Here is a 14693-nt window from a genome sequence, read left to right on the forward strand (position 1 = left end):
GACGCACCGGGCAACGCGGGAATTCGCCCGCACGAGTACCGTATGGAGTTGATATGGGCGTTTTTGCACGGCTTCTTCGGAAGTCGAAGGCGACGGAGGAGGCCCCGGCCGCCGAGACACCGGCCGGGACACCGGACACCGGGACCGAGGCGGAGAAAGCGGCCACCGCCGTGGAACCGGCCGGCGCCGGGGCCGACGGGACGCCGGAGCCGGCGGCACAGGTCGCCGTCGGGGCGGCCGGGTCCGACGGCGTCGAGATTCCCAAGCAGCAGTCCGCCGGGAAGGCAGTCGACAACGAGGCCGACGAGGGCGCCCGCACGTAGCAGCCGACCGCACCAGCCGCGCAGGAAGGTGGACCATGGGTCTCCTGGACAACTTGAAGGCCAAGCTGGGCCCGGCCAAGGGCAAGGTCTCCGACCTCGCGCAGCAGCACGGGGACAAGATCCAGCACGGGCTCGACAGGGCGGCGAAGACCGTCGACGAGAAGACCAAGGGCAAGTACAGCGACCGGATCCGGTCCGGTACGGGCAAAGCCAAGCACGCCATGGACCGCCTCGCGCACAAGGACGGTCCCGGCGCCGGCCCGGGCGGCGGCACGCCCCCGGCAGGCCCCACGCCCCCGGCGCACTGACCGGCGGGGTACACGGGCGAGGTACACGACCGCGGACGGCCGCGGAGCGGAACGGCTCCCGGCCGTCCGCCGTCGTGTGCGCCCGTTCGCCCTGGCTAGGACCAGGCGGCCACCCGGTCCCGGCGCCGGCCCGGGCGGCGGCACGCCCCACGCCCCCGGCGCACTGACCGGCGGGGTACACGGGCGAGGTACACGACCGCGGACGGCCGCGGAGCGGAACGGCTCCCGGCCGTCCGCCGTCGTGTGCGCCCGTTCGCCCTGGCTAGGACCAGGCGGCCACCACGTATCCGACCCCGTAGGGCGCGTCCTCGTACAGCAGCGCGCCGCCGAGAGCGGCGTTCTCGGCGGCGCCCGCGAGGACCTGCCAGGGCGCCCGCCCCGACACCTTCAGCTCGCGGGCCAGCCCTTGGTCCAGGGCACCGAGGGCCGCCAGGTCCGCCGCGCCCAGCGCACGGGCGACCGCCGCGTCGAAAGGCGCCGCCCGCTCGTCGAGGTAGCCGGGCGCCTTGACCGTCCGGCACGCGCTGGCGTCCCCCAGCACGAGCATCGCCACCCGCCCGGCCCGCGCGCCGACGTCCCGCCCCAGGGCGGCGCACTCCCCGGCGGTGAGGGACTCCCCCACGCCGAGCCCTTCGACCGGGGCGTCGCTCCATCCGGTCCGCTCCAGCAGCCAGGCACCGACGGCGAGCCCGTACGGCAGCTCCCGTACGGGCGTCACGGCGTCCCCGCCTGGCCCGAGCCATACGTCCACGTCCACGCCGAAGCCGCGGAACGATCCGGGGGTGCCCTGCGGGTACTCCTCGGGGCCGGAGCCCTCGGCAGGGCCGACGACGACCAGCCGGTCGGGCCGGGCTGCGGCGAGTACGCCCAGGGCGTCCGCGCACGCGGCGCGGGCCGGGTCGAGTTCCGGCGCGGCGCCCGCGGCGACGTCGGGAACCAGGAGGGGCGGGCAGGGACAGACGGCGGCGGCGACAAGCATGATCGGCAGCGTATCCCCGTCCGGCCCGCCTGCCGCTCGCGGCCACGCGCGCTGACGACAGCAGCTGTGTCAGCGACTGTGCCAGCGGGTGTGTCAGTCGCAGCCGCAGCCGCTCGCCGCGACCGGCAGCGGCTCGGGGACGCCCATCTTCGGCAGGCCCAGCAGCACGCCCGCGGGCTTGGCCTGCTCCGCGGTGTTGCGCTTCTCCCACGCGTCGCCCGCGCGGGTGCGCCGCACGTCGAGGACGGCGCCCTCGGCCAGGAGGTGGTGCGGGGCGGCGTAGGTGATCTCGACGGTGACCACGTCGCCGGGGCGCACCTCCTGGCCGGGCTTGGTGAAGTGGACCAGGCGGTTGTCGGGGGCGCGGCCGGAGAGGCGGTGGGTGGTGCCGTCCTTGCGGCCCTCGCCCTCGGCGACCATCAGCTCCAGGGTGCGGCCGACCTGCTTCTTGTTCTCCTCCCAGGAGATCTCCTCCTGGAGGGCGACCAGCCGCTCGTAGCGCTCCTGGACGACCTTCTTGGGGATCTGGCCGTCCATCTCGGCGGCCGGGGTGCCCGGGCGCTTGGAGTACTGGAAGGTGAAGGCCTGCGCGAAGCGCGCCTCGCGGACGACGTGCAGGGTCTGCTCGAAGTCCTCCTCGGTCTCGCCGGGGAAGCCCACGATGATGTCGGTGGTGATCGCGGCATGCGGGATGGCGGCGCGGACCTTGTCGATGATGCCGAGGAAGCGCTCCTGGCGGTAGGAGCGGCGCATCGCCTTGAGGACCGGGTCGGAGCCGGACTGCAGCGGCATGTGCAGCTGCGGCATCACGTTCGGCGTCTCGGCCATGGCGGCGATCACGTCGTCGGTGAAGTCGCGCGGGTGCGGGGAGGTGAAGCGGACCCGCTCCAGGCCGTCGATCGAGCCGCAGGCCCGCAGCAGCTTGCTGAACGCCTCGCGGTCGCCGATGTCGGAACCGTAGGCGTTGACGTTCTGCCCGAGGAGGGTGATCTCGGAGACGCCCTCGGCGACCAGTGCCTCGACCTCGGCGAGGATGTCGCCGGGGCGGCGGTCCTTCTCCTTGCCGCGCAGGGCGGGGACGATGCAGAAGGTGCACGTGTTGTTGCAGCCGACGGAGATGGAGACCCAGGCGGCGTAGGCGCTCTCACGCCGGGTGGGCAGGGTGGACGGGAACGCCTCCAGGGACTCGGCGATCTCGACCTGCGCCTCCTCCTGCACGCGGGCCCGCTCCAGCAGCACCGGCAGCTTGCCGATGTTGTGCGTGCCGAAGACGACGTCGACCCAGGGGGCGCGTTTCACGATGGTGTCGCGGTCCTTCTGGGCCAGACAGCCGCCGACCGCGATCTGCATGCCGGGGCGGCTCGCCTTCCTCGGGGCGAGGCGGCCGAGGTTGCCGTACAGCTTGTTGTCGGCGTTCTCACGGACGGCGCAGGTGTTGAAGACGACGACGTCCGCGTCGCCGTCGGAGCCCTCGGGGGCGCGGACGTACCCGGCGTCCTCCAGCAGACCGGACAATCGCTCGGAGTCGTGGACGTTCATCTGGCACCCGTAAGTGCGTACCTCGTATGTGCGGGGGGCGCCCACGGTCTGGCTCCGGTCGATGCTGGTCATGGCAATAAGGGTAGGCGGTCCGCGGCAGTGGCCCGGGCACCCTGTGGACAACCGCCGTAGCCGCTGGTCAGGGCTCGATCAGACCCGCGCGGATCGCGTAACGGGTCAGCTCCAGGCGGTCGCGGACGCCGAGCTTCTGGAGCAGGTTGGCGCGGTGGCGTTCGACCGTCTTGGCGCTGATGAAGAGGAGTTCGCCGATCTCCTTGGAGGTGTGGCCCTCGGCGACGAGCTTGAGGATCTCCTCCTCGCGCTCGGTGATCGGCCGCGCGGGCAGGCCGTCGCCCCGGTGCAGGCGGTCCAGGTAGGCGCGGACCAAGGCGCGCTCGGCGCCCGGGTAGATGAAGGGCTCGTCGCGCACGGCGGCCCGGCATGCCTCCACCAGGTCGCGGTCGGCGACCGATTTGAGGACATAGCCGCAGGCGCCCGCCTTGAGCGCCTCGAAGAAGTACTGCTCGTTGTCGTACATCGTCAGGATGAGGATGCGCAGGCCGGGCAGGCGCCGGGAGAGTTCGCGGGCCGCCTGCAGGCCGGTCATGCGGGGCATGGCGACGTCCAGGACGGCGAGGTCGATGCCGCCGGCCCGGGCCGCCGCGACCGCCTCGGCACCGTCCCCGGCCTCGGCGACGACGGTCAGGTCGGGTTCGCCGTCGAGTATGAGGCGTACTCCGCGGCGTACCAGGGTGTGGTCGTCGGCGAGCAGGACGCGTATCGGGGGCGGTGGGGAATGTGCGGTCATTGTTGGTCTCCGGGGGCGCCGGGTACGCGCGCGTGGGGGTCGGTTCCGGTGGACTCGGCTGTCACGCGCGCGTGCGGGCCGGTGTCGGCGGGAGCGGTGGGCACGCGCGCGTGCGGGCCGGTGTCGGCGGGAGCGGTGGGTACGCGCGCGTGGGGGGCGGTGGGCCCGGTGGGTATGCGCAGGCGTACGTCCGTGCCCCTGCCCGGGCCGGGTACCACGGCGAGGTCGGCTCCCACCAGCAGGGCGCGTTCCCGCATGCCGCTGATGCCGGCGCCCTCGGGGGCGCCGCCGATGCCGGTGCCGTTGTCGCGGACCAGGAGCTCGACCGCGTCGGGGAACCGGCGCAGGGTGAGTTCGGCGCGGTCGGCGGCGGAGTGCCGGGCGGTGTTGGTCAGGCCCTCCTGGGCGACCCGGTAGAGCACGAGTTCCGCCTCCGGGGTGAGCGGGGGCAGGTCGCCGGGGACCTGGTGGCGCACGGTGAGCCCGTGGTGGGTGAACTCGGCGGCGAGCGAGCGCAGGGCGCTGGCCAGGCCCAGTTCCTCCAGGACGCCGGGGCGCAGCCGGCGGGCGATGCGGCGGATCTCGTCCAGTCCGGCCCGGGTCGCCTCCTGGGTCTGGGTCACCTCGTCGCGCAGCCCGTCGGGCACCCGGTCGGCGACCCGTTTGAGCTGGAGCAGGACGGCGGTGAGGGTCTGGCCGACCTCGTCGTGCAGTTCCCGGGCGATGCGGTGGCGCTCGCGTTCCTGGGCGTGCAGGGCGTGTGCGGCCCCGGCGGCACGTTCCGCCTGGAGGCGGTCGAGCATGGTGTTGTACGTCGCGATCAGCACGGCGGCCTCGGCGGGGCCGGAGACCTCCGGGCGGGTTCCGGGGCGCAGCAGGTCGGCGGTGGACATGGCGTGGCCCAGCCGTCGCAGTGGGGTGAGCCCGAGCCGCAGGACGACCGCGTTGCCGATCAGCAGCGCGGCGAGGCCGCCGAGCAGGATCAGTGCCTCGTGCGGCAGCACGGGGGTGGAGACGGTCACCGGTCCCAGCAGCAGCGCGGTGGCCAGGACCAGGCCGGTGGCGTTGAGCGAGAAGATGCGCCAGAACAGCGACACGGTCTTCTTCCCGCTCCTTCCGGATCTCGCGGATCTGGCGGATCTTGCGCGCGGCACCGCCGGGAGCAGTCTCCCGACCCCCGGCCGGTTGCGTATATCCGTCACGACACCCATATCGCCACCGTACGCGCGGATGACAGCATGGCGGCGCGCCACCGGACACCCATGTGCCCCGGGCGCAGCACAGCACGAGAACGAACGAGGGGAAGACACGTGTCCGCTCCACGCCTGAGGGCGACGCCGCTGCCGGGCATCGGGGTCCAGTACGACCTGGTCACCCGTGAACACCGTCAGTTGTCGGTGGTGGCCCACCGTGACGGCGCCCGCACGGTCAACGTGTACCGGGCCGACGAACCCGACTCCTGCGCCCAGTCCCTGAAGCTGACCGGCTCGGAGGCGGGCGCGCTGATCGACGCGCTGAAGCCGTCGCACCAGAGCGCGAGCCTGCTGCACACCTCCTCGCTCGGGCTGGTCGCCGAGCGGATCGAGGTGTCGGCGACCTCCCACTGGAACGGGCGCGTGCTGGGCGACACCAGGATGCGGACCGAGACGGGCGCGTCGGTCGTGGCCGTGCTGCGGCACGCCGAGGCCATTCCCTCCCCGGCGCCGGACTTCCGCCTGATCGGCGGCGACATCGTGATCGTCATCGGCACCCGCGAGGGCGTCGACGCCGCCGCCGCGATACTCGGGCGGGAGTGATCCGGTGCACTCTTCCGCGGTACTGCTGATCGAGTTCGGTTCCATCATCCTGGGCCTCGGCCTGCTCGGCCGGTTCGCCGGGCGCTTCGGCCTCTCGCCCATACCGCTCTACCTGCTCGCCGGGCTGGCCTTCGGCGAGGGCGGGCTGCTGCCGCTCGGCGCGAGCGAGGAGTTCGTCGCGACCGGCGCCGAGATCGGTGTCATCCTGCTGCTGCTGATGCTGGGCCTGGAGTACACCGCCGGTGACCTGGTCACCAATCTGAAGTCCCACTATCCGGCGGGGCTGGTGGACTGCGCGTTCAACGCCCTGCCGGGTGCCGTCGCGGCGCTGCTGATGGGCTGGGGCCCGGTGGCCGCCGTGGTGCTGGCCGGTGTCACCTGGATCTCGTCGTCCGGTGTCATCGCCAAGGTGCTGGGCGATCTCGGCCGGGTCGGCAACCGGGAGACCCCGGTGATCCTCAGTGTGCTGGTCCTGGAGGACCTGGCGATGGCGGTGTACCTGCCGATCGTCACGGCGCTGGTGGCCGGTGCCGGGCTGATGACGGGCAGCGTCACGCTGGCGATCGCGCTGGGCGCGGCCGGGATCGTGCTGTTCGTCGCGGTCCGCTACGGCCGGCTCATCTCCCGGTTCGTCTCCAGCGACGACCCGGAGAAGCTGCTGCTGGTCGTGCTGGGGCTGACGATCCTGGTCGCGGGCGTGGCCCAGCAGCTCCAGGTGTCGGCGGCGGTCGGGGCGTTCCTGGTGGGCATCGCCCTGTCCGGGGAGGTCGCGGAGGGCGCGCACACGCTGCTGAGCCCGCTGCGGGACCTGTTCGCCGCCGTCTTCTTCGTCTTCTTCGGGCTGCACACCGACCCGGCGAGCATCCCGCCGGTCCTGCTGCCCGCCCTGGCACTGGCCGTCCTCACCGCGCTGACGAAGATCGCCACGGGCTACTGGGCGGCGCGGCGGGCCGGGATCTCGGTCAAGGGGCGCTGGCGGGCGGGCGGCGCACTGGTCGCCCGCGGCGAGTTCTCGATCGTCATCGCCGGGCTGGCGGTGTCGGCCGGCATCGAACCGTCCCTCGGCCCGCTGGCGACGGCGTACGTGCTGATCCTGGTCATCCTCGGCCCGCTCACCGCCCGGTACACCGAGTCCATCGCGACCCGGCTGGCCCGGCGCCGCGACGACCGGGGCAAGGCCGACCGCCTTCCGGACGTGCCCGAGCAGGTGCGGCGGACGGCGGACGCGGAGGCGTCGGTGGCCGACTGAGGCGGGCCGCCCGGTCTCGGTCTGTGGCAGGGCGGGGCGGGCCGCCCGGTCTCGGTCTGTGGCAGGGCGGGGCGGGCCGCCCAGGTTTCAGTCTGTGGCCGACTGAGGCCGGGGCCGTCCGGTCTCCGCGCCCTCATTCCTCGCCGTCGGGCGTCCACCCCTGCCGGCGCAGCACCCCCGCCACGTCCGGGGCCTCGTAGTGCTCGCCCTTGAGGACCTTGCCGTCTGCTCTGCGGCTGACCTGGCCGTCGGGGCCCAGCTTGGTCATGTTGGACCGGTGGATCTCGGCGATCACCGCGTCCAGGTCGATGCCGTGGACCAGGGCCGTGCCGTAGGCGACGTAGACCACGTCGGCCAGTTCGTGCGCGAGCCGGTCGAGCGGGCCCTCGACGGAGACCTCGGCGACCTCGGTGGCCTCCTCGGCGAGCAGTTCGCCGCGGTGGGCGGCCAGGGCCGGCGCCACCCGCGACGGGGTGTCGCGGACGTCCAGCCCGAAGGCGTGGTGGAAGGCACGGACCAGGTCGGCGGGGGACCCGCCGGCGCGACCGGCGGGGGCCCCGCTCGTGCGACCGGCGGCGGAGGAACTCGTGCGGCGGACAGGGGACGTACTCATGCGACCGACTGTAACGACCGCCTGTGACAATCGGCTCCGCTCCCGCCCGCCCTGGTCAGCGCGCATGCGGGCTGGCAGGATCGCGGCCATGCCCACCCTGTTCTCCCGTGTCGGCGCACGCCGTGTCCTCCAGGGCGCGGCGGCGGCCGTCGTCGCGCTCGGTCTGCTGCTGTGGTGGCTGCTGCCACTGGGCGAGAAGCCGCCGAGGGGCACGATCACGTTCAGCACCGGCACGCGCGCGGGTGTGTACCACGAGTACGGCGAACTGCTCCGCGCCGAGCTGCGCGAGGACATGCCGGGACTGAAGGTGCGGCTGCTCACCAGCGCGGGGTCGCAGGAGAACGTCGCGCGCGTGGCGACCGGCAAGGCCGACTACGCGGTCGCCGCGGCCGACGCGGTGGAGACGTACGCGTTCGACGACCGCCCCGGCGCGGACCGACTGCGCGGTGTGGCGCGGCTGTACGACGACTACGTACAGCTCGTCGTCCCGGCCGATTCGACGGTCCAGTCCGTCGCCGACCTGCAGGGCAAGCGGGTGGCCATCGGGCTGCCGGACTCGGGCGTGCGGCTGATCGCCACCCGGGTGCTGGAGGCCGCGGGGATCGACCCGGAGACGGACATCACGCCGGCCTCCGACGGCATCGACACCGGGCCGGAGCGGCTGGGGAACGGTCTGGACGCGTTCTTCTGGTCGGGCGGGCTGCCCACCGACGGACTGCAGAGGATCGCCAAGAAGCCGTCGTTCCGGTTCGTTCCGATCGAGGAGGAGATCGTCGCCGAACTGCACGACCAGCCCGGTCCCACCCGGTACTACCGGGCCACCAACGTGCCGGAGTCGGCCTACCCCATGGTCCAGACCGGCTACCCGGTGGCGACCATGGCGGTGGCCAACGTAATGATCACCCGGGACGACGCCGATCCCCGGATCACCGAGTGGCTGACCCGGACGGTGATCGAGAGCCGGGACGGCATCGGCGCGCACGTCCACTCCGCCCAGCTGGTGGACCTGCGTACGGCGATCTACACCGACCCCCTCCAGCTCCACGAGGGCGCCCGGCGCTACTACGCCTCCGTCAAGCCATGACCGTCAAGGTCGAGCCCTGAACGTCACGGCTGGTGCCTCGGCACCGACACCGTCACCGCCAGCCCGTGCGGATGGTGGTGGCCGTAGCTCATCGTGCCGCCGCCCGCGGCGAGCAGGGCGCGGCAGATGGACAGGCCGAGACCGGAGCCCTTGATGTTCTGGTGCCGGCCGCTGCGCCAGAAACGGTCGCCGACACGGGAGAGTTCCTCGTCGGTCAGACCGGGGCCGCGGTCGGCGACGACAACGGTCGCGGCGGTGCCGTCGGAGGCGACCGTGACCTGGACGGTCTCGCCCTCGGGCGTGAACTTCACCGCGTTGTCGATCACCGCGTCCAGCGCGCTGGAGAGCGCCACCGGGTCCGCCCAGGCGGTGGTCGGCGGGCAGTCGCCGGCCAGCACCACGCCCTTGGCGGCGGCGGTCGGCGACCAGGCCGCGACCCGCTCGGAGGCCAGCGCGCCGACGTCGGTCACCTTCAGGTCGGGCGCGGCGTGTTCGGCCAGCGCCAGGTCGAGCAGGTCGTCCAGTACCTGGGCCAGGCGCTTGCCCTCGGTCTGCACGGAAGCGATCTCCTCGTTGCCCTCGGGCAGTTCGAAGGCGAGCAGCTCGATGCGGAGCAGCAGCGCGGCCAGCGGGTTGCGCAGCTGGTGGGAGGCGTCGGCGACGAAGGCGCGCTGCTGCTCCAGCACGTCCTCGACGTTGTCCGCCATCTCGTTGAACGACCGGGCCAGGCGCCGCAGTTCCGGAGGTCCCCCGGACGGGGCGACCCGGGACTTGAGACGTCCGGTGGCGATGTCGTGGGTGGTGGCGTCCAGGACGCGTACGGGACGCAGCACCCAGCCGGTGAGCCGGAGGGCGGCGCCGACGGCCAGTAACATCGCGGCGATCTCGCCGGCGGCGATGACCAGCCAGCCGTCCAGGGTCCGCGACCGCATCGGTCCGGTGGGCGAGTCGGTGACCACCACCGCGACGACGTCGCCGTCCCGGATGACCGGTGAGGCGACCACGAGCCGGCCGTCCTCCCACGGCCACACCTGCTCGGGGTCGTGGCTGCGACGGCTGAGCAGCGCCTCGTCGAAGGCGTCGCGCGCCTCGCCCTTCTGGGGGAGGAACCAGGTCGTCGGGGCGTTGGCCATGGGGATGTGATTGGTGTAGAAGACGGCCGCCCGGATGTCGTAGACCTCGTAGTAGCTGATCAGCTCGCTCTGCAGGGTTTCGAGGCGCTCGGTGGGCGTGGTGCGCGACCCGGAGGGCGCGTCGCCGACGAACTGGGCCAGCGCCGCGAACCGTGCCGTGTCGTCGATGCGGTCGACGACCGTCTCCTGCTGCTCGGCCCGGGCCACGCTGACGGCCAGCGGCACGCCGAACGCGAGCAGCATGGCCGCCATCAGGACGATCAGCAGCGGGAGAAGACGAGCGCGCACCCGGACCCGCTACGCGGTGGGGGCGACGAGGCGGTAGCCGACGCCGCGCACGGTCTCGATCAGCGCCGGCCTGCGCAGCTTGGAGCGCAGGGAGGCGACGTGCACCTCCAGGGTGCGCCCGGTCCCCTCCCAGCTGGTGCGCCACACCTCGCTGATGATCTGTTCCCGGCGGAAGACCACCCCGGGGCGCTGGGCGAGGAGGGCGAGCAGGTCGAACTCCTTGCGGGTGAGCTGGACGACCGTACCGTCGACCCGTACCTGGCGCGTGGCCAGCTCGATGTGCACGGCCCCGAGGCGCACCTCGTGCTCCGTGCCCGGCGCGTCCTCGTGGGCGGTGCGCCGGCTGACGGCGTGGATACGGGCCAGCAGTTCCCCGGTGTCGTACGGCTTGACCACGTAGTCGTCGGCACCCAGGTTGAGACCGTGGATGCGGGAGCGGACGTCGGAGCGGGCGGTCACCATGATCACCGGGGTGGCGGTGCGCTTGCGGATCTTGCCGCAGACCTCGTATCCGTCCTGGTCGGGCAGGCCCAGGTCGAGCAGGACGACGCCGAAGCCGTCGCTCTCGGGGACCAGCGCGCGCAGTGCCTCCTCGCCGTTGCGGGCGTGGGTGACGTCGAAGCCGTGCCGGGCCAGGATCGCGGACAGGGCGGCGGCGACGTGGTTGTCGTCCTCGACGAGCAGCAGTCTCATCCGGTCCCCCTTCGGTTCACCCGCCGTACGCTCGGCACGAGTACAACGATCACGGACGCGTCGGCACGCGCGCGTACCCGTGCAGTCACGCTGATGGACAGGGACGGCGTCAAGGGGGTTCCGGTTGCGGAGACCCTGAAGTTATCCGGCCGATATGCGCCCTGCTGACAAGTGCTACGACACGTGTCCGATTGCTATCGGATCGTGATGCTCAGATTCCCCTCAGATGTAATGACGCAGGTCGTGCGGCGTCACTACTGTCCTCCAAAACCGAGGAGGACGGAGCCTCAGAGCGATGACCGAAGTATCGGTGGCCAAGCAGGATGTGGCCGAGACCGGCGACCTGGTCGTACTGAAGGATGTCAACAAGCACTTCGGCGCGTTGCACGTGCTCCAGGACATCGATCTGACGATCGCCCGCGGCGAGGTCGTCGTGGTGATCGGGCCCTCCGGGTCCGGTAAGTCCACCCTGTGCCGCACCATCAACCGCCTGGAGACGATCGACTCCGGAGCCATCACGATCGACGGCAAGCCGCTGCCCCAGGAGGGCAGGGAGCTGGCGCGGCTGCGGGCCGACGTCGGCATGGTCTTCCAGTCCTTCAACCTCTTCGCGCACAAGACGGTGCTCGACAACGTGGTCCTGGGCCAGGTCAAGGTCCGCAAGGTCGACAAGGCGAAGGCCGAGGAGAAGGCGCGCGCCCTGCTCGACCGGGTCGGTGTGGGCGCCCAGGCGGAGAAGTACCCGGCCCAGCTCTCCGGCGGCCAGCAGCAGCGTGTCGCGATCGCCCGGGCGCTGGCCATGGACCCGAAGGTCATGCTCTTCGACGAGCCGACCTCGGCGCTCGACCCGGAGATGATCAACGAGGTCCTCGAGGTCATGCAGCAGCTCGCCCGGGACGGCATGACGATGATCGTGGTCACGCACGAGATGGGCTTCGCCCGGTCGGCGGCCAACCGTGTGGTCTTCATGGCGGACGGCCGGATCGTCGAAGAGGCCACGCCGGACCAGTTCTTCAGCAACCCGCGCAGCGACCGCGCCAAGGACTTCCTGTCGAAGATCCTGCACCACTGACGCGACCGGCATCCCCGCGTCACCGGTCCACGTCACCCGCGCTCGACGGCCCTCATCTGCTCGTCTGAACACAGTCAAAGGATGTTCACCATGAAGCTCCTCAAGGTCACCGCCGCCTCGGCCACCGTGCTCGCCCTCGCCCTGTCCGCCACCGCCTGTGGTTCCGACGACGACGACAGCGGCTCCTCCGGGGGCGGCAAGAAGATCACCATCGGCATCAAGTTCGACCAGCCGGGCCTCGGCCAGAAGACGCCGGACGGCTACGAGGGCTTCGACGTGGACGTCGCGACGTACGTCGCCAAGAAGCTCGGCTACAGCGAGGACCAGATCGAGTGGAAGGAGTCGAAGAGCGCCGACCGCGAGACCATGCTGCAGCGCGGTGACGTCGACTTCATCGCCGCGACCTACTCGATCACCGACGAGCGCGCCGCGAAGGTCGACTTCGCCGGCCCGTACCTGCTCGCGCACCAGGACGTGCTGGTCCGTGCCGACGACGACTCCATCAAGTCGCAGGAGGACCTGAACAGCAAGAAGCTCTGCTCGGTCACCGGCTCGACCTCCGCGCAGAACATCAAGGACAAGCTGGCCCCCAAGGCCCAGCTGCAGCCGTACCCCACCTACTCCGCCTGTCTGACCGGTCTGCAGAACGGCGCCATCGACGCGCTGACCACGGACGACTCGATCCTCGCCGGTTACGCCGCCCAGTCGCAGTTCAAGGGCAAGTTCAAGCTCGGCGGCTTCAAGATGACCAACGAGAACTACGGCATCGGCGTCAAGAAGGGCAGCGACCTCAAGGACAAGATCAACACCGCTCTTGAGGACATGGTCTCCGACGGCGCCTGGGACAAGGCCGTGAAGGACAACTTCGGTCCCGCGAACTACAAGAACGAGCCCGCTCCGAAGATCGGCGACATCAAGAGCTGAGGCCGCGCCTGACACAGGGTGCGCCGTCCCGGGTGGGGGCCGGCGCGCCCTGTCCGGGCACCCCTACACGCGGAAGCGCGGGAGATCGTGTTCGACTTCTTGGAAGACTACGACCTGCTGGGAGCCTTCTGGACGACGGTGCAGCTCACCCTGCTGTCGGCCGTCGGCTCCCTGATCTGGGGCACTCTGCTGGCCGCCATGCGCGTCAGCCCGGTCCCGCTGATGCGCGGTTTCGGGACCGCGTACGTCAACATCGTGCGGAACATTCCGCTCACCGTCATCATCCTGTTCTCGTCCCTCGGCCTGAGCCAGACCCTGGGCGTCTACCTCGGTGCCGAAGGCGACTTCGAGTCGCTCAACTTCCGGCTCGCCGTCCTCGGCCTGATCCTCTACACCGCGGCCTTCGTCTGTGAGGCGCTGCGCTCCGGCATCAACACGGTGCCGGTCGGCCAGGCCGAGGCGGCGCGGGCCATCGGCCTCAGCTTCAGTCAGGTGCTGAGCCTGGTGGTGCTCCCCCAGGCGTTCCGTTCCTCGGTGACGCCGCTGGCGAACGTGCTGATCGCGCTCACCAAGAACACCACGGTGGCCGCCGCGATCGGCGTCGCCGAGGCGGCGCTGCTGATGAAGGAGATGATCGAGAACGAGGCCCAGCTGCTGCTGATCTCCGCGGTCATCGCCCTCGGTTTCGTGATTCTGACGCTGCCGACCGGCCTGATCCTGGGCTGGGTGGGCAAGAAGGTGGCGGTGAAGCGATGAGCTCCGTTCTCTACGACGCCCAGGGCCCCCGGGCCAAGCGGCGCAACGTCGTCCTCACCGCGGTCTTCGTGGTCGCCCTCGCCGCCGTGCTCTGGTGGGTCATCACCACCCTCCAGGACAAGGGCCAGCTGGAGTGGGCGAAGTGGGAGATGTTCTTCACCGGCACCGAGGCCTGGTCGACGTACATCTGGCCGGGCCTGGAGAACACCCTCAAGGCCGCCGCCCTCGCGGTGGTGATAGCGCTGCCCCTCGGCGCCGTGTTCGGCATCGCCCGGCTGTCCGACCACGCCTGGGTGCGGATCCCCGCCGGGATCGTGGTGGAGTTCTTCCGCTCCATCCCCGTCCTGGTCCTGATGATCTTCGGCCTGGCGCTGTTCGCCGAGTACACCGACGTCAGCTCGGACGACCGTCCGCTGTACGCGGTCGTCACGGGTCTGGTGCTGTACAACGCCTCGGTCCTCGCCGAGATCGTCCGGGCGGGCATCCTCACCCTGCCCAAGGGGCAGTCCGAGGCGGCCATGGCGATCGGTCTGCGCAAGGGCCAGCTGATGCGGCTGATCCTGCTGCCGCAGGCGGTCACCGCGATGCTGCCGGCCATCGTCAGCCAGCTCGTCGTGATCGTGAAGGACACCGCCCTCGGTGGCGCCGTCCTCACCTTCCCCGAACTGCTGTCCTCGGCCAACACGATGAGCGGCTACTACGGCGCCAACACCATCGCCAGCTTCACGGTGGTGGCCGTGATCTACATCGCGATCAACTTCGCCCTCACCAGCTTCGCGAGCTGGCTGGAGCGCCGGCTGCGGCAGGGCAAGAAGTCGACCGGCGCGGTCCTCAAGGCGACCGACGACCAGGCGAACGCCGGGGCCACGACGGTCTGACGGCCGGTCACCTCGCCGGAGCACCAGTGCGGCGGCGCGACCGTCAGTAGGACCGGTACGGCCGTCAGTACGGCAGGTACGGCCGTCAGTACGACCGGTACAGCCGTCAGTACGGCAGGTACAGCCGTCAGTACGGCAGGTACGGCCGTCGGTACGACCGGTACAGCCGTCAGTACGGTCGGCACGACCGTCAGTGCGGCTGTCAGTGCGGATTTCGGTGCGACCACCAGTACGATCATCGGCATGGCCG

16 protein-coding genes are annotated in these 14693 nt (G+C 71.3%); 9 read left to right on the plus strand and 7 right to left on the minus strand.

Features of this window, described 5'->3' with window-relative positions:
* The first annotated feature begins 53 nt into the window (after positions 1-53).
* Both J7I94_RS31150 and J7I94_RS31155 read left to right on the plus strand, forming a co-directional pair.
* Positions 54-323 (plus strand): hypothetical protein, encoded by a 270-nt coding sequence (locus J7I94_RS31150; RefSeq protein ID WP_215172481.1) that lies wholly within the window; start codon positions 54-56, stop codon positions 321-323.
* Between the two features lie 35 nt (positions 324-358).
* Complete coding sequence (locus J7I94_RS31155; protein WP_215172483.1) at positions 359-631, plus strand: antitoxin; 273 nt, start codon at positions 359-361, stop codon at positions 629-631.
* Between the two features lie 262 nt (positions 632-893).
* Here J7I94_RS31155 and J7I94_RS31160 read toward each other — a convergent pair whose 3' ends face one another.
* From J7I94_RS31160 to J7I94_RS31175, 4 genes are all read right to left on the minus strand, one after another.
* A complete protein-coding gene (locus J7I94_RS31160; protein WP_215172485.1) occupies positions 894-1610 on the minus strand; it encodes a class III extradiol dioxygenase subunit B-like domain-containing protein in 717 nt (238 codons plus the stop codon).
* A 93-nt stretch (positions 1611-1703) separates the two neighbouring features.
* Positions 1704-3221: a tRNA (N6-isopentenyl adenosine(37)-C2)-methylthiotransferase MiaB gene (gene miaB / locus J7I94_RS31165; protein WP_215172487.1), complete on the minus strand. Its 1518-nt coding sequence runs from the start codon at positions 3219-3221 to the stop codon at positions 1704-1706.
* A gap of 67 nt (positions 3222-3288) precedes the next feature.
* A complete protein-coding gene (locus J7I94_RS31170) occupies positions 3289-3957 on the minus strand; it encodes a response regulator transcription factor (protein WP_215172489.1) in 669 nt (222 codons plus the stop codon).
* Positions 3954-5054 (minus strand): HAMP domain-containing sensor histidine kinase, encoded by a 1101-nt coding sequence (locus J7I94_RS31175; protein ID WP_308114777.1) that lies wholly within the window; start codon positions 5052-5054, stop codon positions 3954-3956. Before J7I94_RS31175 ends, J7I94_RS31170 begins: the two co-directional genes overlap by 4 nt.
* Positions 5055-5267: 213 nt before the next feature.
* On the opposite strand from J7I94_RS31175, the gene J7I94_RS31180 reads away from it, so the two are divergent.
* Positions 5268-5753 (plus strand): TrkA C-terminal domain-containing protein, encoded by a 486-nt coding sequence (locus tag J7I94_RS31180; protein ID WP_215172492.1) that lies wholly within the window; start codon positions 5268-5270, stop codon positions 5751-5753.
* A 4-nt stretch (positions 5754-5757) separates the two neighbouring features.
* On the plus strand, positions 5758-7002 hold the full coding sequence (locus J7I94_RS31185) for a cation:proton antiporter (RefSeq protein ID WP_215172494.1): 1245 nt from the start codon (positions 5758-5760) through the stop codon (positions 7000-7002).
* A gap of 133 nt (positions 7003-7135) precedes the next feature.
* Here J7I94_RS31185 and J7I94_RS31190 read toward each other — a convergent pair whose 3' ends face one another.
* The gene (locus tag J7I94_RS31190; RefSeq protein ID WP_251076003.1) at positions 7136-7615 is read right to left on the minus strand and encodes a MazG nucleotide pyrophosphohydrolase domain-containing protein; all 480 of its coding nucleotides are present in this window, start codon (positions 7613-7615) and stop codon (positions 7136-7138) included.
* Positions 7616-7703: 88 nt separating this feature from the next.
* On the opposite strand from J7I94_RS31190, the gene J7I94_RS31195 reads away from it, so the two are divergent.
* The gene (locus tag J7I94_RS31195) at positions 7704-8699 is read left to right on the plus strand and encodes a TAXI family TRAP transporter solute-binding subunit (protein ID WP_215172496.1); all 996 of its coding nucleotides are present in this window, start codon (positions 7704-7706) and stop codon (positions 8697-8699) included.
* 23 nt (positions 8700-8722) lie between these two features.
* Here J7I94_RS31195 and J7I94_RS31200 read toward each other — a convergent pair whose 3' ends face one another.
* Together J7I94_RS31200 and J7I94_RS31205 are read right to left on the minus strand one after the other, a co-directional pair.
* On the minus strand, positions 8723-10120 hold the full coding sequence (locus tag J7I94_RS31200; protein ID WP_215172497.1) for a HAMP domain-containing sensor histidine kinase: 1398 nt from the start codon (positions 10118-10120) through the stop codon (positions 8723-8725).
* Between the two features lie 9 nt (positions 10121-10129).
* A complete protein-coding gene (locus J7I94_RS31205) occupies positions 10130-10813 on the minus strand; it encodes a response regulator transcription factor (protein ID WP_215172499.1) in 684 nt (227 codons plus the stop codon).
* A gap of 295 nt (positions 10814-11108) precedes the next feature.
* On the opposite strand from J7I94_RS31205, the gene J7I94_RS31210 reads away from it, so the two are divergent.
* The 4 genes from J7I94_RS31210 to J7I94_RS31225 all read left to right on the plus strand — a co-directional run bounded on the left by J7I94_RS31210 (position 11109) and on the right by J7I94_RS31225 (position 14443).
* Positions 11109-11885, plus strand: a complete 777-nt coding sequence (locus tag J7I94_RS31210; protein WP_215172501.1) for an amino acid ABC transporter ATP-binding protein — start codon at positions 11109-11111, stop codon at positions 11883-11885.
* A 90-nt stretch (positions 11886-11975) separates the two neighbouring features.
* Complete coding sequence (locus J7I94_RS31215) at positions 11976-12809, plus strand: glutamate ABC transporter substrate-binding protein (protein WP_215172537.1); 834 nt, start codon at positions 11976-11978, stop codon at positions 12807-12809.
* Between the two features lie 87 nt (positions 12810-12896).
* Complete coding sequence (locus tag J7I94_RS31220) at positions 12897-13565, plus strand: amino acid ABC transporter permease (protein WP_215172503.1); 669 nt, start codon at positions 12897-12899, stop codon at positions 13563-13565.
* Positions 13562-14443, plus strand: coding sequence for an amino acid ABC transporter permease (locus J7I94_RS31225; protein WP_215172505.1), 882 nt, complete (start codon positions 13562-13564; stop codon positions 14441-14443). The genes J7I94_RS31220 and J7I94_RS31225 overlap by 4 nt, the downstream gene beginning before the upstream one ends.
* Positions 14444-14693 lie beyond the last annotated feature (250 nt).

This window comes from Streptomyces sp. ISL-12, from assembly GCF_018614415.1.
Lineage (GTDB): Bacteria > Actinomycetota > Actinomycetes > Streptomycetales > Streptomycetaceae > Streptomyces.

What these genes read in the sequence shown, in the direction of transcription:
- J7I94_RS31225 (WP_215172505.1), top strand. Translation starts at nt 13,562, where the DNA reads ATGAGCTCCGTTCTCTACGACGCCCAGGGCCCCCGGGCCAAGCGGCGC.
- J7I94_RS31160 (WP_215172485.1), bottom strand. Translation starts at nt 1,610, where the DNA reads ATGCTTGTCGCCGCCGCCGTCTGTCCCTGCCCGCCCCTCCTGGTTCCC.
- miaB (WP_215172487.1), bottom strand. Translation starts at nt 3,221, where the DNA reads ATGACCAGCATCGACCGGAGCCAGACCGTGGGCGCCCCCCGCACATAC.
- J7I94_RS31205 (WP_215172499.1), bottom strand. Translation starts at nt 10,813, where the DNA reads ATGAGACTGCTGCTCGTCGAGGACGACAACCACGTCGCCGCCGCCCTG.
- J7I94_RS31195 (WP_215172496.1), top strand. Translation starts at nt 7,704, where the DNA reads ATGCCCACCCTGTTCTCCCGTGTCGGCGCACGCCGTGTCCTCCAGGGC.
- J7I94_RS31190 (WP_251076003.1), bottom strand. Translation starts at nt 7,615, where the DNA reads ATGAGTACGTCCCCTGTCCGCCGCACGAGTTCCTCCGCCGCCGGTCGC.
- J7I94_RS31215 (WP_215172537.1), top strand. Translation starts at nt 11,976, where the DNA reads ATGAAGCTCCTCAAGGTCACCGCCGCCTCGGCCACCGTGCTCGCCCTC.
- J7I94_RS31210 (WP_215172501.1), top strand. Translation starts at nt 11,109, where the DNA reads ATGACCGAAGTATCGGTGGCCAAGCAGGATGTGGCCGAGACCGGCGAC.
- J7I94_RS31150 (WP_215172481.1), top strand. Translation starts at nt 54, where the DNA reads ATGGGCGTTTTTGCACGGCTTCTTCGGAAGTCGAAGGCGACGGAGGAG.
- J7I94_RS31155 (WP_215172483.1), top strand. Translation starts at nt 359, where the DNA reads ATGGGTCTCCTGGACAACTTGAAGGCCAAGCTGGGCCCGGCCAAGGGC.
- J7I94_RS31170 (WP_215172489.1), bottom strand. Translation starts at nt 3,957, where the DNA reads ATGACCGCACATTCCCCACCGCCCCCGATACGCGTCCTGCTCGCCGAC.